The sequence below is a fragment of the Bradyrhizobium uaiense genome, assembly GCF_010811875.1.
Lineage (GTDB): Bacteria > Pseudomonadota > Alphaproteobacteria > Rhizobiales > Xanthobacteraceae > Bradyrhizobium > Bradyrhizobium uaiense.
The window spans coordinates 1-21,093 of record NZ_VKHP01000170.1 but is presented as its reverse complement, the minus strand read 5'-3'; the positions used below and the strand labels follow the sequence as shown (position 1 = coordinate 21,093).

At 65.2% G+C, this 21,093-nt stretch carries 20 protein-coding genes; 11 read left to right on the top strand and 9 right to left on the bottom strand.

Features of this window, described 5'->3' with window-relative positions:
* The 3 genes from FNJ47_RS31635 to FNJ47_RS31625 all read right to left on the bottom strand — a co-directional run.
* Positions 1-1,445 (bottom strand): radical SAM protein (locus FNJ47_RS31635; RefSeq protein WP_236000202.1); only part of this gene is annotated, 1,445 nt, incomplete at its 3' end.
* Positions 1,426-2,145: a prolipoprotein diacylglyceryl transferase gene (locus FNJ47_RS31630; RefSeq protein WP_163159864.1), complete on the bottom strand. Its 720-nt coding sequence runs from the start codon at positions 2,143-2,145 to the stop codon at positions 1,426-1,428. The genes FNJ47_RS31635 and FNJ47_RS31630, both read right to left, overlap by 20 nt.
* Positions 2,146-2,370: 225 nt before the next feature.
* Entirely contained in the window at positions 2,371-3,135 is a 765-nt protein-coding gene (locus tag FNJ47_RS31625) for a Crp/Fnr family transcriptional regulator (RefSeq protein ID WP_163159863.1), read from the bottom strand.
* 199 nt (positions 3,136-3,334) lie between these two features.
* On the opposite strand from FNJ47_RS31625, the gene FNJ47_RS31620 reads away from it, so the two are divergent.
* Positions 3,335-3,709: a response regulator gene (locus tag FNJ47_RS31620; RefSeq protein ID WP_163159862.1), complete on the top strand. Its 375-nt coding sequence runs from the start codon at positions 3,335-3,337 to the stop codon at positions 3,707-3,709.
* 97 nt (positions 3,710-3,806) lie between these two features.
* Entirely contained in the window at positions 3,807-4,931 is a 1,125-nt protein-coding gene (locus FNJ47_RS31615) for a hypothetical protein (RefSeq protein WP_163159861.1), read from the top strand.
* 13 nt (positions 4,932-4,944) lie between these two features.
* Here the strand turns inward: FNJ47_RS31615 and FNJ47_RS31610 are convergent, their stop codons facing one another.
* The 3 genes from FNJ47_RS31610 to FNJ47_RS31600 all read right to left on the bottom strand — a co-directional run bounded on the left by FNJ47_RS31610 (position 4,945) and on the right by FNJ47_RS31600 (position 9,418).
* Entirely contained in the window at positions 4,945-5,955 is a 1,011-nt protein-coding gene (locus tag FNJ47_RS31610) for an N-acetylmuramoyl-L-alanine amidase family protein (RefSeq protein ID WP_236000201.1), read from the bottom strand.
* Positions 5,956-6,101: 146 nt separating this feature from the next.
* Positions 6,102-7,664, bottom strand: a complete 1,563-nt coding sequence (locus FNJ47_RS31605) for an alkaline phosphatase D family protein (RefSeq protein WP_163159860.1) — start codon at positions 7,662-7,664, stop codon at positions 6,102-6,104.
* 350 nt (positions 7,665-8,014) lie between these two features.
* The gene (locus tag FNJ47_RS31600) at positions 8,015-9,418 is read right to left on the bottom strand and encodes a TAXI family TRAP transporter solute-binding subunit (protein ID WP_430649429.1); all 1,404 of its coding nucleotides are present in this window, start codon (positions 9,416-9,418) and stop codon (positions 8,015-8,017) included.
* Between the two features lie 226 nt (positions 9,419-9,644).
* On the opposite strand from FNJ47_RS31600, the gene FNJ47_RS31595 reads away from it, so the two are divergent.
* A complete protein-coding gene (locus tag FNJ47_RS31595; RefSeq protein WP_163159859.1) occupies positions 9,645-9,950 on the top strand; it encodes a 4a-hydroxytetrahydrobiopterin dehydratase in 306 nt (101 codons plus the stop codon).
* A gap of 93 nt (positions 9,951-10,043) precedes the next feature.
* Positions 10,044-10,421 (top strand): YkvA family protein, encoded by a 378-nt coding sequence (locus FNJ47_RS31590; RefSeq protein ID WP_163159858.1) that lies wholly within the window; start codon positions 10,044-10,046, stop codon positions 10,419-10,421.
* Positions 10,422-10,661: 240 nt separating this feature from the next.
* Here the strand turns inward: FNJ47_RS31590 and FNJ47_RS31585 are convergent, their stop codons facing one another.
* Positions 10,662-11,642, bottom strand: coding sequence for an NADPH:quinone oxidoreductase family protein (locus FNJ47_RS31585; RefSeq protein WP_163159857.1), 981 nt, complete (start codon positions 11,640-11,642; stop codon positions 10,662-10,664).
* Positions 11,643-11,747: 105 nt separating this feature from the next.
* Between FNJ47_RS31585 and FNJ47_RS31580 the strand changes: the two genes are divergently transcribed.
* From FNJ47_RS31580 to argG, 6 genes are all read left to right on the top strand, one after another.
* Positions 11,748-12,587 (top strand): SDR family oxidoreductase, encoded by an 840-nt coding sequence (locus FNJ47_RS31580; protein ID WP_163159856.1) that lies wholly within the window; start codon positions 11,748-11,750, stop codon positions 12,585-12,587.
* A gap of 186 nt (positions 12,588-12,773) precedes the next feature.
* The gene (locus FNJ47_RS31575) at positions 12,774-13,373 is read left to right on the top strand and encodes an invasion associated locus B family protein (protein ID WP_163159855.1); all 600 of its coding nucleotides are present in this window, start codon (positions 12,774-12,776) and stop codon (positions 13,371-13,373) included.
* A gap of 73 nt (positions 13,374-13,446) precedes the next feature.
* Positions 13,447-14,661: a dual-specificity RNA methyltransferase RlmN gene (gene rlmN, locus FNJ47_RS31570; RefSeq protein WP_163159854.1), complete on the top strand. Its 1,215-nt coding sequence runs from the start codon at positions 13,447-13,449 to the stop codon at positions 14,659-14,661.
* 4 nt (positions 14,662-14,665) lie between these two features.
* Complete coding sequence (locus tag FNJ47_RS31565; RefSeq protein ID WP_163159853.1) at positions 14,666-15,151, top strand: hypothetical protein; 486 nt, start codon at positions 14,666-14,668, stop codon at positions 15,149-15,151.
* Between the two features lie 81 nt (positions 15,152-15,232).
* Positions 15,233-16,015, top strand: coding sequence for a phosphatase PAP2 family protein (locus FNJ47_RS31560; RefSeq protein ID WP_163159852.1), 783 nt, complete (start codon positions 15,233-15,235; stop codon positions 16,013-16,015).
* An 81-nt stretch (positions 16,016-16,096) separates the two neighbouring features.
* Positions 16,097-17,434 carry an argininosuccinate synthase gene (gene argG, locus FNJ47_RS31555; protein ID WP_163159851.1) on the top strand — a complete coding sequence of 446 codons (1,338 nt, stop codon included), beginning with the start codon at positions 16,097-16,099 and terminating at the stop codon, positions 17,432-17,434.
* 189 nt (positions 17,435-17,623) lie between these two features.
* On the opposite strand, the gene FNJ47_RS31550 is transcribed toward argG, so the two are convergent.
* The gene (locus tag FNJ47_RS31550) at positions 17,624-18,211 is read right to left on the bottom strand and encodes a TetR/AcrR family transcriptional regulator (RefSeq protein WP_163159850.1); all 588 of its coding nucleotides are present in this window, start codon (positions 18,209-18,211) and stop codon (positions 17,624-17,626) included.
* A 95-nt stretch (positions 18,212-18,306) separates the two neighbouring features.
* On the opposite strand from FNJ47_RS31550, the gene FNJ47_RS31545 reads away from it, so the two are divergent.
* Entirely contained in the window at positions 18,307-18,672 is a 366-nt protein-coding gene (locus tag FNJ47_RS31545; RefSeq protein WP_163159849.1) for a nuclear transport factor 2 family protein, read from the top strand.
* Positions 18,673-18,956: 284 nt separating this feature from the next.
* Here the strand turns inward: FNJ47_RS31545 and FNJ47_RS51645 are convergent.
* Positions 18,957-21,093 (bottom strand): OmpA family protein (locus tag FNJ47_RS51645; protein WP_236000200.1); only part of this gene is annotated, 2,137 nt, incomplete at its 5' end.

Genomic DNA, 21,093 nt, shown 5'->3' with positions numbered 1-21,093 from the left:
TCTACCGCAATGGGCTGATCGACGGCATCCGCGCGAGCCTGGCCGGCCAGACCTATCGAGAGGCACGGCAGAGCGAGGAGGTGCCGCGTTGAGCGACACCAGCGCGCCCCCTTCGCCTCCGCGCCGCTCTCGGTGACGAAGTGGATGCAGCTTCGCTTGACGTTGCCGACGCAGAAATTGAAGCGATCGAGGAATTGCACGATGGTGACGCGGAACACGTTCTCGTAGGTCAGGCCCTCCGGCACCTCGAAGCTCGGCAGGCAGCACAGCAATTCGCAAACCCGTTCGCTCGTGTTCAGCGGCCCCGACGACAGCGAAAACAAATCGACGAACTTTTCCCGCAGCACCGGATATTTTTCCGGGCTGATAGTGTTCGGCATCACCGCGATCAGCTGCTCCTGCGGGATCAGCGAGGTCAGCGGCAGCACCTTGTCACCGTTGCGCAGGCCGTAGCCGATCGAGATGCTTTCGGGATTGCACGGTAGCGGGATCATGTCCTTGTCGCCGAACACCCCGGTCTCGACCACGCGCTGGCGGATCTCCGAGAGCATGATGCGGTCGGTATCCTTGTTGAAATCCTCGTTGCGGCCGGCGTCCTGTACCGGTTGCAGCGTGACGCCGCGGACGCATGTCCAGGTCAGCGCGTGGCGGACGATGTCGCCGATCTCGCTGTCGTTGACGCCGCGCTTGATGGTCGCGACCAGTGTGGTCGAGACGCCCTCGCGCTCGAGATTCTCCAGCGCCTGCTGGCGGATCTTGCGCAAATCCGCGCCGCGCAGGTTGACCAGTGGCTCGCGCTTGAGCGAATCGAATTGCAGGTAGACTTCCAGCCCGCGCTTGTTTTCGGCGAGCTTTGCCACGAACTCCGGCTCGCGCGCGATCCTGAGGCCGTTGGTGTTGATCATGACATGGCGGATCGGGCGGGCGCGTACCGCATCCAGAATGGCGAAGAAATCCGGATGCAGCGTCGGCTCGCCGCCGGAGATCTGCACCAGGTCAGGCTCGCCCTCGCTCGCCACCAGTGCGTCCAGCATTTTCTCGATCTTGGCCAGCGGCGTGAAGCTTGAGCGTGCCGGCGAGGAATCCGCAAAGCACACCGGGCAGGTCAGGTTGCAGTGCTCGGTGATCTCGATCAGCGCCAGGCAGGAGTGCTGCTCGTGGTCGGGGCACAGTCCGCAATCATAGGGGCAGCCGAATTCGGTGTGGCGCTGGAAGGCGAGCGGCCGGTCACCCGGCTTGATGAAATCCTTGCACAGCCGCCAATAGGCCTGGTCGGTCGAGACCAGCGTCGATTGCACGCCGTGCTGCTTGCAGCGCTTCTCGTACCAGACCTCGTCGCCGAGAATCTGGATCTTGGTCGGCACCAAGGTCAGGCAGGTTTCGCAGAGCGACTGGGTCTGGCCCCAGAAGATGTAGGGGCGGGACTTACGCAGCGGCGCGTTCATGCTTCACACTCACATTCGGCGCCGTCGCGAGCATGACGGCGGCATAGACCATGACAAACAGCGACAGCAGGTGGAACAGCGAGAACGGGCCGATCAGCGCGCCGTAGGGCTTGATGAACTCCCACACGAAGCGCTGCAGGCCGTAGTAGAACAGCACGAGGTAGAATCCATTGGTGATGACAGCGGCGTTGCGGTTCAATACGGCCCAGACATAGAAGGCCGCGAAGGCTGCCATCGCCAGGCTCTCATACAGCTGCACCGGGTGGCGCAGGACGCGGTCGCCGAAATCATGGCCCCAGGGCAGCGTGGTCGGCGTACCATAGGTGAAATCCTCGAGCCCCGCGAAATAGCAGCCGAGCCGGCCGACCGCGACGCCGATCGCGAGCGGCAGCGCGAACCGCGCTCCGGTGCGCAGCGAGATGCCGTGCAGCCATTTATAGAGCTCGATCGCGACGATGCCGCCGGCCAGCGCGCCCTCGACCGAGCGGGCGATTCCGGGCACGCCCGAGAACCACAGGTTCAGCGTGCCGAAGATGTACGCGCCGATCCCGGCGCCGAACACCAGCGCCGCGATATAGGTCAGCTCGAAAGATTGCCGCGGGAATTGCAGCCCACGCACCCGTGACAACCACCACATGGCGATCGCGGCCGCGCCCCATGCTGCAACGTCGAAGACGGCGTGAAGTTCAGCCCCACTCATGAGGCGAGTGTAGCGTGATTTTCGCGGTGTGCGATAGCTATGCTCCCTCTCCCCGTTCTTACGGGGTCGAGACGAGCGAAGCTCGCTCTTAGAGGGTTGGGGTGAGGGGCATCCATCCGGCGAGCACCTCGCAGCTTGTTGAGCAATGTGCCTCGCCCCTCACCCGGATTGCCTGAGCGATCCGACCTCTCCCCGCAAAGAGCGCGGAGAGGTAAAGCGGCGGCATCAGTTCGCCGGGTTGTCCTCGCTTGGATAGACCCCGCGCAGCACTTCCTCGAAGTGATCCTTCACCGCCTCGTTGCACAGGCAGGAGCGCAGCTTGAGCTTGTCCGGGTCGCGGATCACGATCGCGCCGCGGCGGGTATCCAGCACGCCCTCCGCCTTGAAGTTCTGGATCACCCGGCTGGTGTAGCTGCGACCGACGCCGAGCAGGGTCGAGAGCTGCTCATGCGTGAGCGGCACCACGCCATTGCCGTTGGTGCGCTCGATCGCCGAGATGATCCATTTCGCGGCGCGCTGCTCGATCGAGTGGATCGCATTGCAGGCGGTTGACTGGAAGATCTGCGCCAGCATGCAGTCCGCGTATCGGGCGAAGATGTTGCGCACCGAGATCGACCTCAGCTTGGCGGCGTCGAGCCTGCTGATCGGCAGTCGCACGAACGGGCCGCCGAACTTGACGGTGATGCGGGTATAGGCCGGCAGGAATCCCTGACTGACGATGCCGCCGACCGCGCCCTCGCGGCCGACCAGGATGGTCTCGACATCGCGCCCGTCTTCGTTGGGCACCATGTAGGACGCAAGGCTCGGTCCGCACGGAAAATGCACGATCTGGACATCGTCGCCGGGATTGTAGAGCAGGTCGCCGGCCTCGGCCTCGACCACCGCAAGGAACGGCGCGATCAGCTCGTAGTCGGCGGCGTTGAGCCGGCGCAAAAGATTATTGAACGGCCGGTCGTTCGTTCCGGCCAACTCGGTCGGCTTTGTAATCATTTGGAATATCCTGAGAACGCAACGCGGACCATAACTAGAAAGTTCCAGCGTTTATGTTCACTAGTGAACAGACGCGGCGGCTCGCGATGTGATGGTTTCATTTCGGGAACAGCCGGCGTGCCTTTGGGCGCCGGTCGCGGGCCATCCGGCCGGACTGATCCGGTCTCTCATCCATCATCGAAGAAATGGACAACGAGCCATGGAATCCGCTCCCAATGCCAGCATGCCCGGCGACGTCCTGGTCGTCGAGGACGATCCGATCATCTCGCTCTATTTCGAGGATACCATCCTCGGCTTCGGCGCCCGGACGGTGCGCACCGCTGCGAACGTCGCCCGCGCGCTCGAGCTGATTGCCGAGCGCGCGCCGGATTTCGCGCTGCTCGACGTCGGCCTCGTCAGGGGCGAGAAGACCTTCGCAATCGCCGAGCGGCTCGATGCGCTGAAGGTGCCGTTCGCGTTCGTCACGGGCTATGGCACGGATATCAGGCTGCCGGATTCGCTCGCCGGCAAGCCGCGGCTGAACAAGCCGTGTTCGAGCGAGACGCTGGAAGCCGCGCTGCGAAACGGACTCTGACGGGGCGTCGGGCCTCGGGCCTCGGGCCTCGCCGTCGGCGCGTTCGTCGTCTACGATCCAGTCGGATTCGACGACGCACAGGCCTCGGGAAGCCGCCATGGCGATCAGGACATCTGCCGCTGCGCCCGCAGCCGCGCTCTCTCTCGCTCTGCTGCTCGCGTCGCCGCTCGCCTCGGCGATCGTCGGTCATTTCGTGTCTCCCGCGGCCGCTGCGCCGGCCGCGCTGACGGGCGCGCAATCCGCGGCGCTTGAGACCTACGACAATGCCCTGAAGAACTTCGTCTCGATCCTGCGCCAGCGGCGCGCGCAGATCGATGCCAATCAGCCGTTGCCGAACCTGCCGGGCCAGGCGATCTATCTTGCCCGTGTCGAGATGATGAGCACGTACAAGGATCTTACCGACGCGCTGCCGTCCCGGATTGGAAGGCCCGGCAAACTGGGAATCCCTCCAGCCTATTTCGACGCCGACAATGACCCGCTGCTCGATGAGTACCGGAAGCTCTTTGACGTCATGGAGGCGCCGCCTGCCGGCGCGCAAACATCCGAGACGCCATTCAAGGACGTCGTCGATCTGGCGACGGTGATCGCGCGCGCCAAGGGTCTGGACGCCGCCGCCGCCGCGGCCGCCGGCCGCATCAGCCTCGGCCTGTTCTTTGCCGAGACGAACGGCAAGCAGAATGCAGGGAATGCGCGGTCGAACACCTACAAAGGGAGCCTGCAGACCGGCCCGTCCGAAGACCACAACGGTCGCAAGAAGTGGTTAGCCATCAAAGGATCGATCGCTGCCCTCGATCCTGCGCTGAGCCGTCGCGACGACAAGGAAGAAGCACGCGCCGGCAATCTCGATCACCGGTTCAATCACTGGACCGCGGTGCGCGACGGCCTCATGAACGCGCATGCGGAAATCTTCCCGCAGGTTCCGGCGATCGCAAAAGCCCTGCCCGATCCGATCGATCAAATGAAGCTGTTCGAGCTGATCCAGATCATTCCGACGCCGACCAAAGCCGCGCTCAGGTCGGGCAACCTCACAGGCTACAGAATTTCCGATCCCAGGATCATGGGATATCTGCGGAACAACAGCGTCTTCGCTTACGGCCGGGCCGACCGGGCCCGGACATCTGCAACCTTCCGCGAGATCCTCGATGCGATGTGGCTGTTCAACGCCAAGTTCGAACAGGCGCTTGCCAAATTTGCGGAGCTCAAGGCCGGCAAGCAGGAATGAAATCATCAGGCCGTCAGAGCGGACCGAGCAGCGACCATCGCGGATCGCAGAACTCCTGCACGGCAGACGCGACACCGCCGGCGATGACGTTGCGGTGTTCCGGCGAATCCATCTTGAGTTCTTCGTCCCGGTTGATGATCGAGCCTGCCTCCAGCAGGACGGCGGGCATCGCGGTCTTCCGCAGCACGATCAACTCATTGTAGCTGTAGACGCCGGTGTCCTTGTTCAACAGCGGGTGTTGGTTGCTACCCATGATGGGCAGGCTGTATTGCACGGCATAGTGCAGCCCCTGCGCCTTCATTTCCTTCGCGATCAGTTCGGCGAACCGGAGGCTCGTCTCGAAGTCCGGATTCTCCCGGGAGACGAACACGGAGTACCCGCTGAAGCGGTCGCTGAAATGGCTCTTCTTGCCCTCGAATTCCCAGTCCTCGAGCATCTTGTTGGGTACGGAATCGTGGTGGATCGACAGCAGCAGATCCGCGTGCAGATTGTTGGCGCTCGCGACCCGCTTGAACAGGCTGGGTCTTGCCTTGCCTTCGGTGAGAAGCAGCCTGGTTTCGGCAAAGCCGTCGGCCTTCAGCCTCTCCGCGATCAGCCGTGCAAGGCGCAGGTTGAACGCGAACTCGGCGACGTTGCGCGCGCTGATCGCGCCTTCCGATTCAGCGGTATGCCCGACATCCAGAACGATCCGGAATGTCGCGGGATCGCATTTGCCCGCGGCCGGCTTGAGAACCGAAGGCGGCAGGGCGACCGGCCCAAGCGCAGCAAGCCGGGTGGCGTGGTGCTTGGCCGGGGCGCGGTGCTTGGCCGATTTGGCCGGCCTTGTCGACTGCCTTGCCGACTTCGCGCGCTTGGGCGCCTTGGCCTGTTTGGATGAACTCTTGAAGAGATCGGGCAGCCAGCCGGCATCGCCGGCTTCGACCGGCAGCAGTGCGAACACTGCGATCGCGACAATAACCAAGCGGCGAGGCCGAAACCCCGCGACGATGCCACCGAGCACGCGAAAGAATTCGCAGCGCCTCATGCTCCGCCCCTCCGGGCCCCCAGCATAACGGCTTCGCTAGAGGTACCGGAAGAGGCAGGTCGCGTCCATCCCCCGTCAATCGCAACGCCCCTGCCTTTGGGACAAGGGCATCGCGGACAGGGAGCGCGGTTCCGGCTGCGGCCGAATTACACCGGCTTCGGATCGAGCATGATCGCCCACAGCTCGGCGTCGACGCGGTCGCGCAGGCTCACCGTCATCTGCCCGCTCTTGCCGTCGATCTTGACGTGGCCGAAGAACTGCATGCCTGCCGACGGCGGCAGGTTCTGGTTGGCTTCGCCCGGCGCCTTGACGAACTTCACCTCGGGACCAAACGTGTTGTCGAGTTCGTTCGGACCGAACGTGCCGGCATGCAGCGGACCGGAGACGAATTCCCAGAACGGGTCGAACTCCTGGAACTGGGCCTTGTTCGGATTGTAGTAATGCGCGGCGGCATAGTGCACGTCGGCGGTCAGCCAAACCGTATTGGCGATCCCTGCGGTCTTGATGAAGCGCAGGATGTCGGCGATCTCGAGCTCACGACCGCGGGCCGGGCCATCGCCTTGCGCGAAGGCTTCCGAACCCTTCTTGTTGGTCGCATCGTCGTAGACGATCAGCGAGAGCGGCATATCGGAGGCGATCACCTTCCAGGTGGCGCGCGAGTTGAGCAGCGCGCGCTTCAGCCAGGCCATCTGGTCCGGCCCGATGAAATAGGCGTCGGGGCCGTAGTGCTCCTGCAGGTTCGGACCGTTCGGGCCGCGATAGCTGCGCTCGTCGAGCATGAAGACGTCGAGATGCGGGCCGTAGCTCAGCGTGCGATAGACCCGGCCCGGCTCGACGATGCTCTCGCGCATCGGATACATCTCGTGGAAGGCTTTTGCGGCGCGCGCGGCGAGCACGTTGATGTCGCGCTCCTTGTAGGCCGCCGGCAGCTGCTTCGAGAGCGACCAGTTGTTGGTTACCTCGTGATCGTCCCACTGCACGAAGATCGGCACTTCGGCATTGAAGGCGCGCAGGTTCGAGTCGAGGAAATTGTATTTGTGCGCGGCGCGGTACTCGTCGAGCGTCTCGGCGACCTTGGCCTTCTCCGGGATCGTGATGTTCTTCCAGATCTTGCCGTCGGGCTGCTTCTGCTCGGCGGTGATGATGCCGTCGGCATAGATGGTGTCGCCGGAATGCAGGAAGAAATCCGGGGCGTGCTTCTTCATCGCGGCGAAGGTGATCATGCCGCCGTCGTCGGGGTTGATGCCCCAGCCCTGGCCGGCGACGTCGCCGCCCCACACGAAGGAGACGTCGCGGCGGTCGCTCGGCGCGGTGCGGAAGCGGCCGACCACGGGCTCGCCGACAACGTCGATATGGGCGAGGTCGCGGAAGCGGACGCGATAGAAGATGTCCTGGCCGGAGGGCAGGTTCTCCAGCAGCGTCTTGGCGGTGAAGTCGCTCTCCGGCAGCGCCGTGATCGGCGGCAGCGCGCGGGCGTCCTTAAACGATTCCGTGGTCGCGACCTCGACCATCATCTGCGACGGCCGGTCCGCACGCGCCCACACCACGCCGCCGTCGACGCCGACATCGCCGGACTGCACGCCATGGGTGATCACGGGACGATCGGCGGCGCGCGACAGATAAGGCATCGCGATCACGCCGGCGCCGGCCGCAGCCGCAGTGGAGAGAAAGTGTCGGCGGGTGAGGTTTCGCGAGAACCGGATCGTCATGGGGAGCCTCCTCAGGTCACGGCGACAATGCGCCGCGGGCGTATCAAGACCTAGGAAAATTCCATGACGGAGAGATTACAGGGGCGCAGCGAGCAGGGCGTTACGGATTACGCAAGTCGTGAGGTGAGCACGCCGGTCGGGCTCCCTCCCCCCTTGCGGGGGAGGGTTAGGGAGAGGGGTGCCACACGACGCGTTCTCTCAAGATGCCGTTTGACAAATGACTGAGCTGCGAAGGCGTCGTTCTCCACAAATGTCCCGCCCGGGGCTTACCCCTCTCCCTAACCCTCCCCCGCAAGGGGGGAGGGAACCCAACCGCCGGCAACTCCCTCACAGCGAAGAACGTTAAGGACCTACGCCGTGCCCGCCGCGCGAAACTGCGTCGCGGTGCGCTGCAAATTCTGCGGCATGCTCAGCAGCAGCGCCTTGCGGTCGGCGACCGCGTTGTGGAACTGCTCGAGCGCGATGTTGAACGCGGTCAGCGTGCCTTCTTCGATGGCGCCGTGCTCGAAGCTGTCCAGCGTGTGACGCAGGATATCGTCGGCTTCCGCCTGCATCTGGTCGAGCTCTTCGGTCGAATCGCTTTGCCGTGCGCCCTTCAGCATCTCCAGCAGCCGGTCGCGCTGTGAGGTGTTGGTGTTGCGCTCGTCCTGCTTGAGATAGCCGGCGAACCACGCACCGGCCGAGCCCATCGCCGAGAACGCCATCAGGCTCCACCAGATGTAGTCGCTGTAGCGGTCGAGGAAGGTCTTTTCCTCGCCATCGACGAAGGCGGCCGCGCCCGGATGCGCCGGAATGGTGGCATCCTTGTCGGTGTCGGGCGTCTCGATCTTGGCGGCGAGCGGGAAATCGTTCTTGAGCGACTGCCGGATCGCAAACAATTGCCGGGTGAACGCCGCGACCGGCGAGTCCGACAGGCCCTTTCGCGCGACGAGATGGTGCGAGAAGCTGATCGTCTTCACCTCGTCGTCGGGCCGGTCGGCCGAGCCGAGCGAGCCGGCCGGAATTTCCGCTGCCTCATAGGCCGGATGATTTTGCGCGATCGCCTCCGAGGCGTCGATCGGCAGGAACGTGGGCTCGCCGCCGTCCTTGGTCGACGCCGTGATTGCATCGATCGTGATCTTGCTGTTGGCCGGGCCGACGGCGAGATAGGCGTCGGCCTTCAGGTTCTTGATGGCGTCCGTCGCCTCATTGGCCGGGAATTGAACGATATCGACCTTCATCGGATCGACGCCGTATTGTGTCAGGATCAGTTTCAGCAAATTGACATTGGCCGGGGTGCGTCCGACGACGCCGATCTTGCGGCCGGCAAGCTGTGCAATCTTGGTGATCCGAGCCGACTTCCGAACCTTGCCCTTCGCGGGCGGAACCCACATCACCACGACGTTCTTGCGCAGGGTCGCGACCGCCTGCGCATTCTTCGGCACTTCGAGATCGCCGCGGATGATGGCGAGATCGGCCTTGCCGTCGGCCAGCGTCTGCGCGCTGGCGGAGGCACCGTCGGTCTGCACCGGTCGGAGCTTGACCTGGGTATGCTGCTGGTTGTTGAAGGCTTGCGCCAGCGCCTGAACGACCTTGAGGTCATCGCTGTTCGCCGGGCCGACTGCGATCCGCAGCGTCACCGGACGTACCGCGAAGTAATAGCCGGCCATCAGCGTGCCGATGATGGCGAGCGCGCCCGCGATCAATACGAACATCAGTCGCCGCTTTGCCGAACGCTGCGGCTTGGGCGATATGCTGGCGGAGCCGTCGGTCATCGATCTCAGGTCATCGATCTCGCAAACAATCGTCGGGGCTCAATCTCGCAAAACTGCCAACGCGCATACACCCTCTATTTGTAGCAAATTCCAGAACCGACAGATGTTACATCTCCGTCATGGTTACCGGCGGCGATAGGACGCGATTCCGGCCTCAATTTCGGCATGGATCCCACCCCGGAGGCCGGTTGTTAGGCTAAGGTCGGCGTCAAACGGGAGGGTTGCCATGGTCGAAAAGCTGTCAGCGGAAGCAAGGAAGGCCGCGCTTTGGGAACTGGCCGGCTGGTCGGAACTTGCCGGACGCGAGGCGATTGCAAAGACCTTCGTATTCAAGGACTTCAACGAGGCCTTCGGCTTCATGGCGCGCGCCGCCCTGGTGGCCGAGAAGAGCGACCATCACCCCGAGTGGAAGAACGTCTACAAGACCGTCGAGGTCGTGCTGGCGACCCACGATGTCGGCGGGGTGACCAAGCGCGATATCGACCTCGCCAAGGCCATGAACGCGATCGCAAGGCAGCTCGGGGTCAACTGACCCGGCTGCCCGTAGCCTTGCGCCGGTTGCCCGACATCCCCAGATTCGCATCGTTCGCCGCCGAAACGTCGCGCGGCGCGAGGAACCCTTGCGATGGCAACGTCCGAATACGGCGTGGGATTTGAGCCTGCCGACCGGCTGGCGCAGGACCGGGAAAGTGTGCGCCGCCGCTTCTGGATCAAGTTCAAGAAGGTGGTCGCGCGCCTGCCTTTCGCCGAGGACCTGCTGGCTGCGTATTACTGCGCCTTCGACCGGCAGACGCCGCGCCATGTCCAGGCCGCTCTGCTCGGCGCAATCGCCTATTTCATCCTGCCGTTCGATTTCATTCCCGACATGCTGCCGGTTCTCGGCTTCACCGATGATGCCGCCGTGCTCGCAACCGCGATCCGCATGGTGGCAAGCCACATCACGCCGGAGCATCGCGAAGCCGCGCGCGCCGCGTTGAAACGCGGGGTGCCTGCGGAGGAGTGAGGTTTAACCTCCCCTTGAAAAGGGGAGGTCGCTTTGCTCGCGAGAGCAAAGCGGGTGGGGATCTGCTCTTTCCGCTTGCAGCGTCGCTTGCGGCTGACCCCCATCCCGACCCTTTCAGGGGGAAGGAGAAGGAGGGCCTGCAGCCCGGATGAAGCGTTGCGTAATCCGGGGTCTTTCTCACTAATCGATCGAGCGGTCCCGGATTTCGCTGCGCTCCATCCGGGCTACGCAATCGCTTCCTCAGCTTCCCGGATGCAGGATCACCTTGCCCATCGCCTTGCGGCCGGCGAGTACCTTCAACGCTTCCGCGGTCTGCGACAGCGGGAAGGTTTGGTCGACGTGCGACGAGATCTTGCCTTCCGCGGTCCACTGCACGAGCTTCTCGAGGTTCTTGCGGTTCTTCTCCGGATTCTGCCGCGCCCATGCGCCCCAGAACACGCCGCGGATATCGCAGCCCTTCAGCAGCGCGAGGTTGAGCGGAATCTTCGGAATGTCGCCGGCGGCAAAGCCGATCACCAGGAAGCGGCCTTCCCATGCGGTCGAGCGCAACGCGGCCTCGGCATAGGAGCCGCCGACCGGATCGAACACGATGTCGGCGCCCTTGCCATCGGTCAGCTTGCGCAGGCCCTCTTTGAGATCCTCCTTGGCGTAGTTCAGCGTCAGCTCGGCGCCGTGCTGCTTGGCGAATGCGAGCTTCTCGTCCGACGAGGCGCAGGCGATCACCTTCAGGCCCATCAACTTGCCGAGCTCGCACGCGGCAAGGCCGGTGCCGCCGGCAGCGCCGAGCACAGCGAGCGTCTCGCCCGGCTTCGGGCTCGCGCGATCTTCCAGCGCATGCAGCGCGGTGCCGTAGATGATGATGATGCCTGCGGCGCGGTCGTAATCGAGATTGTCGGGAATCTTCACGATCGAATTCGCCGGGAGCGCGATCTTGTCGCGCGCGCCGTTGTGGCCGCATGACGCAACGACGCGGTCGCCGACCTTCAGATCAGTGACACCCGCGCCGACGCTCTCGATCACGCCGGCAACTTCGGCGGCCGGCGAGAACGGGAACGGCGGCTTGATCTGGTACTTGCCCTGGATCATCAGGATGTCGAAGAAGTTCAGCGCCGCCGCCTTGATCGCGATCACGGCTTCCCCGGGACCTGCCACCGGATCGGGCACGTCAGCCAGCACGAGATCGTCGGGTTGACAGTATTGCGAGCAGAGGATGGCTTTCATGGACACACCTGAGTTTCGGACGCAGAAAGAGCTGCAAGATCTTTGACTACAAGCTTCATGCCGGATTTGCGGCGGAGCGACAATACAGTGCGGAGGGATCAAACTATGTTTGAAAAAGGCCTGCTAGCGAAAAAGCGCATCCTGATCACCGGAGGCGGCTCCGGCCTTGGCGCGGCGATGGGTCGGCGCTTTGCCGAGCTCGGTGCCGAGCTGATCATCTGCGGCCGGCGCGAGGGGCTGCTGGAGGAAACCGCAGCAAAATTCCGCAGCGAGCTCGGCGCCAAGGTGTCGACTGCGCGCTGCGATATCCGCGACGGCGCCGCGGTCGAGGCGATGATGGATCAGATCTGGCAGGACGAGCCGATCGACGTTCTCGTCAACAATGCTGCCGCAACCTTTATTGCGCAGAGCGAACATTTGTCATTCCGCGCGGCGGACGCGATCCTCGCGCCGACCCTGCATGGCACGATGTACTGCACGCTCGCCGCCGGCCGCCGCTGGATCGACGGCAAGCACAAGGGCGTGGTGCTCTCGATCCTCTCGACCTCCACCATCACCGGCCGCGCCTTCACGGTACCGTCGTCGATGGCCAAGACTGCGGTGCTGGCGATGACCAAGAGCCTTGCGGTCGAATGGGGTCCGAAGGGCATCCGGACCGTGGCGATCGCGCCGGGTGCGTTCCCGACCGCAGGCGCCACCGGGCAGCTGCGTCCCGAAGGGCGCAATGAGACGTGGTCGCATCGCAATCCGCTCGGCCGCGCCGGCGAGCATTCGGAGCTGGCCAATCTTGCGACCTTCCTGATCTCGGATCAGGCCGGCTACATCAATGGCGAGATGGTGGTACAGGATGGCGGCTCGCATCTGCGCAGTTCCGGTGCCGAGGACCTGCTGCAATGGACCGATGCACAGTGGGAGAGCCAGCGCGCGGCGCGCGCGAAAGGCTGACGAGGTCTGATGTGCATCCGCAAGCAATGAGCACGCACTGAGGATAATGGACTCGCAATGCGGCTGTGGTCCGCACGCGCGGCCAGCCGTAATTGCCTTCCCAAAAAAGCGTTTCCCGGGTATCCATCCGAGCCGGCGGAGGGGAATCGCCGGGCCATCTTGCAGTCACAATGATGGGGGAACCAGTTGGCCGTGCGGCAGATTCTGACATCACTGGCGGCTTGTGGTCTGTGCGGGATCATCACCCTCGCACCAATGCAGGCTGCGCCCAAGAAAGACGCGGCGAAGGAAGCAGCCAAGCCGGCGCCTTCGGCTGCCGCGGCTGCGGCCGGCGGCGCGGAGCCGACGCTGATCGGCCAATTCGGCACCTGGGGCGCGTACACCGCCTCGCCCAACGGCAAGAAGGTGTGCTTTGCGCTCGCCAAGCCGGCGTCCTCGAAGACCAACCCGGCGAACCGGCCGCGCGATCCGGCCTATGCCTTCATCTCGACCCGTCCGGCCGAGAAGGTCGTCAACGAAGTCTCGGTCATGATAGGCTACACCGTGAAGCCGGGCTCGGAATCGACGCTCCAGGTCGGCGGCGGTACTTATGCGATGTACACGCAGGGCGACGGCCTCTGGATCAAGAATGCGGCCGAGGAGGAGCGGATGGTGGAAGCCATGCGCAAATCGGCCGATCTGACGGTAAAAGCCGTCTCGGCCAAGGGTACCGAGACGATCGACACCTTCTCGCTGAAGGGCCTGGCGCAGGCGCTCGACCGGCTGGGGCAGGACTGCCGGCGTTAAAGCCGGGCTAAGACGCAAATTCGAGGTATTTGGTGGCTTTCCAGCACCGGCTGGAAGGCCTATTTGAGGTTTCATGACCGACACCGTGACCCCCAAAGCCGTACCCGGCGCCAGCGCGCTGGTCGAAAAGGTTCCGCTCGAGACCTATGTGCCGCCGGCCAAGCCGTCGCTGATCGGGCTGTCGCGCGCCGAGATCGCCGATCGCCTCGGCGAGATCGGGGTGCAGACGGGCCAGCGCAAGATGCGCACCCAGCAGCTCTGGAATTGGATGTATTTCCGCGGGGCGCAGAGCTTTGCCGAGATGACCAACGTCTCGAAGGACATGCGCGCCGAGCTCGAGAAGCATTTTACCGTCGACCGTCCCGAGGTGGTGGCCGAGCAGATCTCCAATGACGGCACCCGCAAATGGCTGCTGCGGCTGCCGAGCGGCGACAAGGTCGAGCGACCGCACGAGGTCGAGTGCGTCTACATCCCCGAGACCGATCGCGGCACGCTGTGCGTTTCCTCGCAGGTCGGCTGCACGCTGAACTGCTCGTTCTGCCACACCGGCACGCAACGGCTGGTGCGCAACCTCACCGCCGGCGAGATCGTCGGCCAGGTGATGGTGGCGCGCGACCGGCTCAACGACTGGGCCGATCGTGAGGACGGCACGCGCCGCGTCACCAACATCGTGATGATGGGAATGGGCGAGCCGCTCTACAATTTCGACGCGGTGCGCGATGCGCTGTTGATCGTCGGCGACAATGAAGGCATCGGCATTTCCCGTCGGCGCATCACGCTGTCGACCTCAGGCGTGGTGCCGAACATCCAGCGCACGGGCGACGAGATCGGCGTGATGCTCGCGATTTCCTTGCATGCGGTGCGCGACGAGTTGCGCAACGAGCTGGTGCCGCTGAACCGCAAATATCCGATCAAGGAATTGTTGCAGGCCTGCCGCGATTATCCCGGCGCCTCGAACGCGCGCCGCATCACCTTCGAATATGTGATGCTCAAGGGCGTCAACGATTCGCTCGACGACGCCAGGCTCTTGGTGAAGCTGCTGAAGGGCATTCCGGCCAAGATCAACCTGATCCCGTTCAATCCGTGGCCGGGCACCGCCTACGAATGCTCGGACTGGGAGCAGATCGAAAAGTTCTCCGAATACATCTTCAACGCCGGCTATTCCTCGCCGGTGCGCACGCCGCGCGGCCGCGACATCCTCGCCGCCTGCGGCCAGCTCAAGTCGGAGACCGAAAAGCTCTCCGCCCGCGAGCGCCAGGCGCTGCGCGCGATGGCGATGACGGATTGATTTGATGGCCTTGATCGGCCGCCTGTTCGTCGTCGCCTTCGGCTTCCTGATGGCCTGCTTCGTGGCAGGGATCATCGTGGTCGTCGCGGTGCTGTATCCCGAGATCAGTGATTTCGGCGGCCAGATCGACCAGAGCGCTGTTAACATCGTGCTCGGCTTTGGCTTCATCTTCATCTCCGGCTTTGCGCTGCTGCCTGCGCTGATCGTGGTACTGATCACCGAGGCGTTCTACATCAGGAGCGTGCTGGCTTATGCCGTCGGCGGCGCGATCGTCGGCGCAGCCTGCTATCTCGGCCTCGTTCCGTTCGATCCCGATATGATGCAGTTCCACGGTATCGTGCGCCGGCACATGGAGATCATGACCGGCGCCGGCATCGTCGCGGGCCTGGTCTACTGGTTGATCGCCGGCCGCGCCGCCGGGGCCTGGCGCGAGCCGCGGCGTCCGTTGTCTCCGCCTCCGCCGTTACCGTCGCAATCGCCGCAGCCGTGATGCCAACTCTTACCCTCCAGGGGAGGGTGCGCGACGCTCTCGCACTTTTCATGTCCCACCTCCTCGGCTAAACCGCGCGCCATGAACCGGACTGGACTTTTCATCGCGCTGGCGCTCGCACTCATCATCGGCATCCTGTTCGGGCTCTATCCCGAACTCGATCTCAAGCTCGCCGCGCTGTTCTACGATGCCGCGCAGAACACCTTCCCCGTCAAGCTCGACGCGGTGGCAAAGTTCGCGCGCGATGCGGCGATGTGGATCGCCTGGGCGCTGGTGCTGCCGGCGATCGTGACCATCGTCTGGAAATTCATCCAACCGGAGCGGCCGATGCTGATGTCGGGCCGCGCCGCGGTGTTCCTGCTCACCACGATGCTGCTCTCGGCCGGCGTACTCACCAACTTCACCTTCAAGAACTATTGGGGCCGGCCACGGCCGATGTTCGTGACGCAGTTCGGCGGCGACCTGCAATTCATGCCGTGGTGGGATCCGCGCGGCGGCTGCCCGCGCAACTGCTCGTTCTTCTCCGGCGAGGGCGCCACCGCGTTCTGGACCTACGCGCCGGCAGCGCTGGCGCCGCCCGCATGGCGGCCGCTGGCCTTTGCAGGCGCCACCGTGTTCGGCATCGTCACCAGCGGGCTTCGAATGGCCTTCGGCGGGCACTTTTTCACCGATGTGGCGATCGCGGGCCTGGTGTCGTTCCTTACGGTTTGGCTGTTCTATGCGTTGATCTACCGCTGGGCCTCGCCCCGGCTGACAGACGCCCAGGTCGCTGCGGCGCTGACCCGGCTCGCGATGCCGGGCTACCGCTGGATGCAGCGCTGGCGCCGGGGCGGCAAGGCAGCGCCGAGCCGGCCCGAAGCCTGATTAAACGCGTGCCCCTGCTCCGGAAATTTGATATTCGCCAAGTCTGAAAACCTCTTCGATTTCGACCGATTGGACCGTCCCATGAGTACGATTCTGAAAAGCCTGCCCACCGGCGAAAAAGTCGGCATCGCGTTCTCGGGCGGGCTCGACACCTCGGCGGCGCTGCTCTGGATGAAGCTGAAGGGCGCCAAGGTCTTTGCCTACACCGCCAATCTCGGTCAGCCCGACGAGGCCGATTACGACGCGATCCCGCGCAAGGCGATGGACTTCGGTGCCGAGAAGGCCCGCCTGGTCGACTGCCGCACCCAGCTGGTCCATGAGGGCATCGCCGCGATCCAGTCCGGCGCGTTCCACATCTCGACCGGCGGCATCACCTATTTCAACACCACCCCGCTCGGCCGCGCGGTGACCGGCACGATGCTGGTCGCGGCGATGCAGGAGGACGGCGTCAACATCTGGGGCGACGGCTCGACCTACAAGGGCAACGACATCGAGCGCTTCTACCGCTACGGCCTGCTGACCAATCCGAGCCTGCGGATTTACAAGCCCTGGCTCGACCAGCAGTTCATCGACGAGCTCGGCGGCCGCGCCGAGATGTCGGCCTTCATGACCGCGCAGGGCTTCGCCTACAAGATGAGCGCTGAGAAGGCCTATTCGACCGACAGCAATCTGCTCGGCGCGACCCATGAGGCGAAGGATCTCGAGAGCCTGTCGAGCGGCATCACCATCGTCAACCCGATCATGGGCGTGCCGTTCTGGCGCGCCGATTGCGACGTCAAGCCCGAGAAGGTCGTGGTGCGCTTCGAGGAAGGCCAGCCGGTCGCACTGAACGGCAAGACGTTTGCCGATCCGGTCGCGCTGTTCCTCGAAGCCAACGCGATCGGCGGCCGCCATGGCCTCGGCATGAGCGACCAGATCGAGAACCGTATCATCGAGGCCAAGAGCCGCGGCATCTACGAGGCGCCCGGCATGGCGCTGCTGCACATCGCCTATGAGCGTCTCGTCACCGGCATCCACAATGAGGATACGATCGAGCAGTACCGCATCAGCGGCATGCGGCTCGGCCGCCTGCTCTACCAGGGCCGCTGGTTCGATTCGCAGGCCTTGATGCTGCGCGAGACCGCGCAGCGTTGGGTGGCGGGCGCCGTCACCGGCGAGGTGACGCTGGAGCTGCGCCGCGGCAACGACTATTCCATCCTCAACACCGAGAGCCCGAACCTGACCTATGCGCCGGAGCGCTTGAGCATGGAGAAGGTCGAGGACGCCGCCTTCACGCCGGCCGACCGCATCGGCCAGCTGACGATGCGCAACCTCGACATCTCAGACACCCGCGCCAAGCTCGGCCTTTACAACAAGACCGGCCTCATATCGAGCGGCGAAGGCTCGCAGATCTTCCAGCTCGAGAGCGACAAGGACTGAGGCTGCCGATATAAACTCGCTGTCGTCCCGGCGAAGGCCGGGACCCATAACCACAGGATCGCGTTGTTGAGGCGAGCTGTGGCTCCAGCGTCGCACAACAATTGACGGTCGTGGTTATGGATCCCGGCTTTCGCCGGAACGACGCGCGGAGGGATTCGCGCTCGACCTCACTCTACGTATTCCCGAAATTCACTTCACCCTGAGCGCATCCAGCAACGACCGAAACGCCCGCGCGTAATCGGTGCCGGTCTTGCCGATATCGGGTCCCGCTGACACCGCAACGGCTGCCTCCGTCACCGCGCCGAGCAAGAGCCGCGCCAGGGGCTCGATCGGCTGCTTTGCGATTACGCCGGCGTCCATCGCAGCGGAAAGCGCGCGCGGAAATTTGCCGCCGAAATGCTTGGCGTCGATCTCGCGCCAGCGTTCCCAGCCAAGCACGGCCGGACCGTCGCGCAGGATGATCTGACCGGTCGGACCCTTCGAGCACGCCGCGAAATAGCCCTGCGTTCCCGCCGCCATCGCTGCCAGCGGATCGTTCTCCGCGCGCGAGATGCGATCGAGATCGGCGACGAGATCGATCGACACCTGCTCGAACACGGCCTCGAACACCGCCTCCTTGGTCGCGAAGTGATGATAGACCGCGCCTTTTGCAACCCGCGCGCCGCTGGCGATGTCGTCCATCGTCGCAGCCGCAAAGCCGCGCTCGCCGAAGATGCGCCGTGCCGCCTTGACGATGGCGGCTCTGGTTTTCTCGCGCCGCTCGGCCTGGGTTGCCATCGTGTATCTGTAGCCCAGTTCCATCCGCAAGCCAATTGACTTACCGACTATCAGTCGATAAATACCGACTGTCAGTCGGTAAATGGAGAATGCCCATGCCTTCGCTCAAGACGCTGCAAGCCTTCGCTGACACGGTCGAAGCCAACGACCATGTTGCCGCGATCCGGAACTTCTATACGGCCGATGCCCGCACCCAGGAGAACGACGGCGAATGGCGCGTCGGCCGCGAGGCGCTGGCGGCGCGCGAGGCGGCGGTGCTGGCCGCGGTCTCCGGCGTGAAGACGACGCGGCTCGGGCCGCTGCTGCTCGACGGCGATCATTCGGCGATCTGCTGGCGGTTCGAATTCACCGGCAAGGACGGCAAGGTCCGCAGCATGGAGGAGGTCGCCTGGCAGACCTGGCGCGGCGAGGAGCTGATCGAGGAGCGCTTCTTCTACGATCCGGCGCAGATGGGACGGTGAGCTTACGAGCCCATAGATGCCCTCCCACCTCCCCTTGAAAAGGGGAGGTCGCTTTGCTCGTTAGAGCAAAGCGGGTGGGATCTGCTCTCTCCGCATGCAGCAGAGTCTGCGGCTGGGCCCCCATCCCGACCTTCCCCCTTTCAGGGGGAAGGAGAAGACAGATCCGGGCCTCGGATGAAGTGCTCGGCAGGCAGGGCGAGACCAAAGCGAAAGTTCTGGCGTCATCGCCAACAAAAATGGCCGGGATCGCTCCCGGCCATTTCGTATCGTGATGTCTCGCCGGCTTAGCGCGGCGGGGCGGCGGAGGCGGTGTCGCCGTTGAGCAGCGGGGTGATGCGGCGGACGGTGACGCGCCGGTTGATGCGGCTCGGTCCGTCGGTCTGCTCCTTCAGATATTGCGAGCCGTAACCCTGCGAGGTCAGGTTTTCGGCCGGCACGCCGAACTGCTGCGTCAGCAACTCGGCGGCGGACTGCGCACGGCGGTCGGACAGCGACAGATTGTCGGTGTCGTTGCCGGTCGCATCGGTGTGGCCTTCGATCAGGAACACCTCGCGCGGATTGCGCTGGATGGCCCGGTTGAGGCCGTCGGCGATCACCTGCAGCCTCGCCGCCTGATCCGGTGGGATGGTCCACGATCCGGAGTCGAAGTTGATCGTGTTGAGGTCGATGCTCGGCATCTGCATGCGGACATTGGGGCTGTAGCGGATCTCCTCGAGCGAGTAGCGCCGATCGATCCGCTGCACCGGTGGTGCCTCCATGGTCTCGTAGATCACGTCGGGCGACGCCTCCTGAGCGTCGACGATGTAGCGATCGTAGGGGATGTTGACCACCGGCGGCGGTACGTCGACATAGAAGCCGCCGACCGCACGCGGATCGCGATAGCTGTTGTCGATGATGATGAGCTCGCGCCCGCCGGGATCCCTGCGGATTCGGCGCAGCATCTGGCCGTCGGCACCGACCACGGTGATGATCTCGCTGCCGTCGGGACGCACCACGATGGTACGGGTCTCGCCGCCGATCGTCTCGGTGCGAATGTCGCGTGCGCCATAGCGGAAGCGGTAGACATCGTCGCCACGGACATAGGCCTGTCCACTGGGATCGCGGATGATGACGCGGTCCGGCTCGGTGTAGATGGTACGGCCGTCTTCGACCACTTCCTGCCGCTGGCCGCGCAGGTCGGCGATGCTCCCGCCGATGATGGCGCCGGCCACCACGCCTGCACCGACCGCGGCGCCGATCGCGAGCGGCGTGATGTTGTCATGCCGCGGCGGTGGCGGCAGCGGTGCCGCGACCGCAGGCGCGGCCCGGAATGCCGGTGCAACCGTCGGCGGAGCGTATTGCGCCTTGCCGGGCGGTGGCGTTGCGGCCGCCGAGCCGGGGACGACCGACGGTGCCGGCGCGCCCATGGCGGCTCCAGCGGCCGGCGATACTCCGGGCGCAACGCCCGGGCGTGCCTGCTGGGCAGGAGCCGGTGTCGCGCCGGGGGCGCCCATCGCTGCTCCCGGTGCCGGAGGCGTTCCGGGAGGCGTGGCTGGACGTCCCTGCTGACCCGGAGCCGGTGGCGTGGGCGTCGCGCCGGGAGCCGTCGTGGCGGGCGGGGTAACAGGCGTGCCGGGTCGCGCGGGCGGCTGTCCGCCTGCTGCGGGCGGTGTTGTCGTTGCCGAAGGCGCAGGCGTTGTCGGCGACGTTGTGACGGGCGGCGTGCCCGGCGGTTGCTTGGCGCCACCGGGACGTTCGCCGCGCAGGTGTTCGGCCGGTGCAGTTGTAGCTCCCGGTGCGGCAGCTCCGGGCGTCGGTGTTGCGGCCGGCGTCGGCGTTGCGGCCGCGGGCGGCGTGCCGGGGCGCGCTGCCGGAGCAGCAGCGCCCGGTGCTGCCGGTGTTGCGGCACCCGGCGCGGGTGTCGGCAGCGTGTGCGCGGCTCCGGGCGCAGGCGTCGGCGGTGTGCCCGGCCGTTGCGGTGCTGCCGCCGGCGGCGGTGGGGTCGGCGTCGGATGTGCGGGTGCAGCCGCCGGCGGTGGCGGCGTTGCGGGCTTCGCGGGTGCTGCTGCGGGCGGCTCCGGCCGTGCCGGTGTCGGCAATGGTGCCGGCTTGGCGGGCGCAGCCGCAGGTGGCTCGGGCCGTGCAGGCGCGGCTGCCGGCGGCGGCGTAGCCGGGCGCGCTGCGGGCGGTTCAGGTCGCGCGGGAGCGGCGGGCGGTGTCGGATGCGCAGGGGCAGCCGCGGGCGGCGCAGGCGGCGCGGGCCGCGCAGGCGCGGCTGCGGGCGGAGGCGGCGGTGTCGGATGCGGCGGAGCAGCAGCCGGTGGCGGGGGGGGCGGGGGCGGCTTCGCGGGTGCGTCGGCCGGCGGCGGGGCCGGGCGCGGGGGGGGGGCGGGAGCGGGGGGGGGCGCGTCCGGGGGGGGGGCGGCGGCGTGCGGGGCGGCG

Coding starts and splice junctions, on each gene's coding strand:
- FNJ47_RS31630 (WP_163159864.1), bottom strand. CDS start 2,145: ATGAGTGGGGCTGAACTTCACGCCGTCTTCGACGTTGCAGCATGGGGC.
- FNJ47_RS31625 (WP_163159863.1), bottom strand. CDS start 3,135: ATGATTACAAAGCCGACCGAGTTGGCCGGAACGAACGACCGGCCGTTC.
- FNJ47_RS31620 (WP_163159862.1), top strand. CDS start 3,335: ATGGAATCCGCTCCCAATGCCAGCATGCCCGGCGACGTCCTGGTCGTC.
- FNJ47_RS31615 (WP_163159861.1), top strand. CDS start 3,807: ATGGCGATCAGGACATCTGCCGCTGCGCCCGCAGCCGCGCTCTCTCTC.
- FNJ47_RS31610 (WP_236000201.1), bottom strand. CDS start 5,955: ATGAGGCGCTGCGAATTCTTTCGCGTGCTCGGTGGCATCGTCGCGGGG.
- FNJ47_RS31605 (WP_163159860.1), bottom strand. CDS start 7,664: ATGACGATCCGGTTCTCGCGAAACCTCACCCGCCGACACTTTCTCTCC.
- FNJ47_RS31600 (WP_430649429.1), bottom strand. CDS start 9,418: ATGACCGACGGCTCCGCCAGCATATCGCCCAAGCCGCAGCGTTCGGCA.
- FNJ47_RS31595 (WP_163159859.1), top strand. CDS start 9,645: ATGGTCGAAAAGCTGTCAGCGGAAGCAAGGAAGGCCGCGCTTTGGGAA.
- FNJ47_RS31590 (WP_163159858.1), top strand. CDS start 10,044: ATGGCAACGTCCGAATACGGCGTGGGATTTGAGCCTGCCGACCGGCTG.
- FNJ47_RS31585 (WP_163159857.1), bottom strand. CDS start 11,642: ATGAAAGCCATCCTCTGCTCGCAATACTGTCAACCCGACGATCTCGTG.
- FNJ47_RS31580 (WP_163159856.1), top strand. CDS start 11,748: ATGTTTGAAAAAGGCCTGCTAGCGAAAAAGCGCATCCTGATCACCGGA.
- rlmN (WP_163159854.1), top strand. CDS start 13,447: ATGACCGACACCGTGACCCCCAAAGCCGTACCCGGCGCCAGCGCGCTG.
- FNJ47_RS31565 (WP_163159853.1), top strand. CDS start 14,666: ATGGCCTTGATCGGCCGCCTGTTCGTCGTCGCCTTCGGCTTCCTGATG.
- FNJ47_RS31560 (WP_163159852.1), top strand. CDS start 15,233: ATGAACCGGACTGGACTTTTCATCGCGCTGGCGCTCGCACTCATCATC.
- argG (WP_163159851.1), top strand. CDS start 16,097: ATGAGTACGATTCTGAAAAGCCTGCCCACCGGCGAAAAAGTCGGCATC.
- FNJ47_RS31550 (WP_163159850.1), bottom strand. CDS start 18,211: ATGGCAACCCAGGCCGAGCGGCGCGAGAAAACCAGAGCCGCCATCGTC.
- FNJ47_RS31545 (WP_163159849.1), top strand. CDS start 18,307: ATGCCTTCGCTCAAGACGCTGCAAGCCTTCGCTGACACGGTCGAAGCC.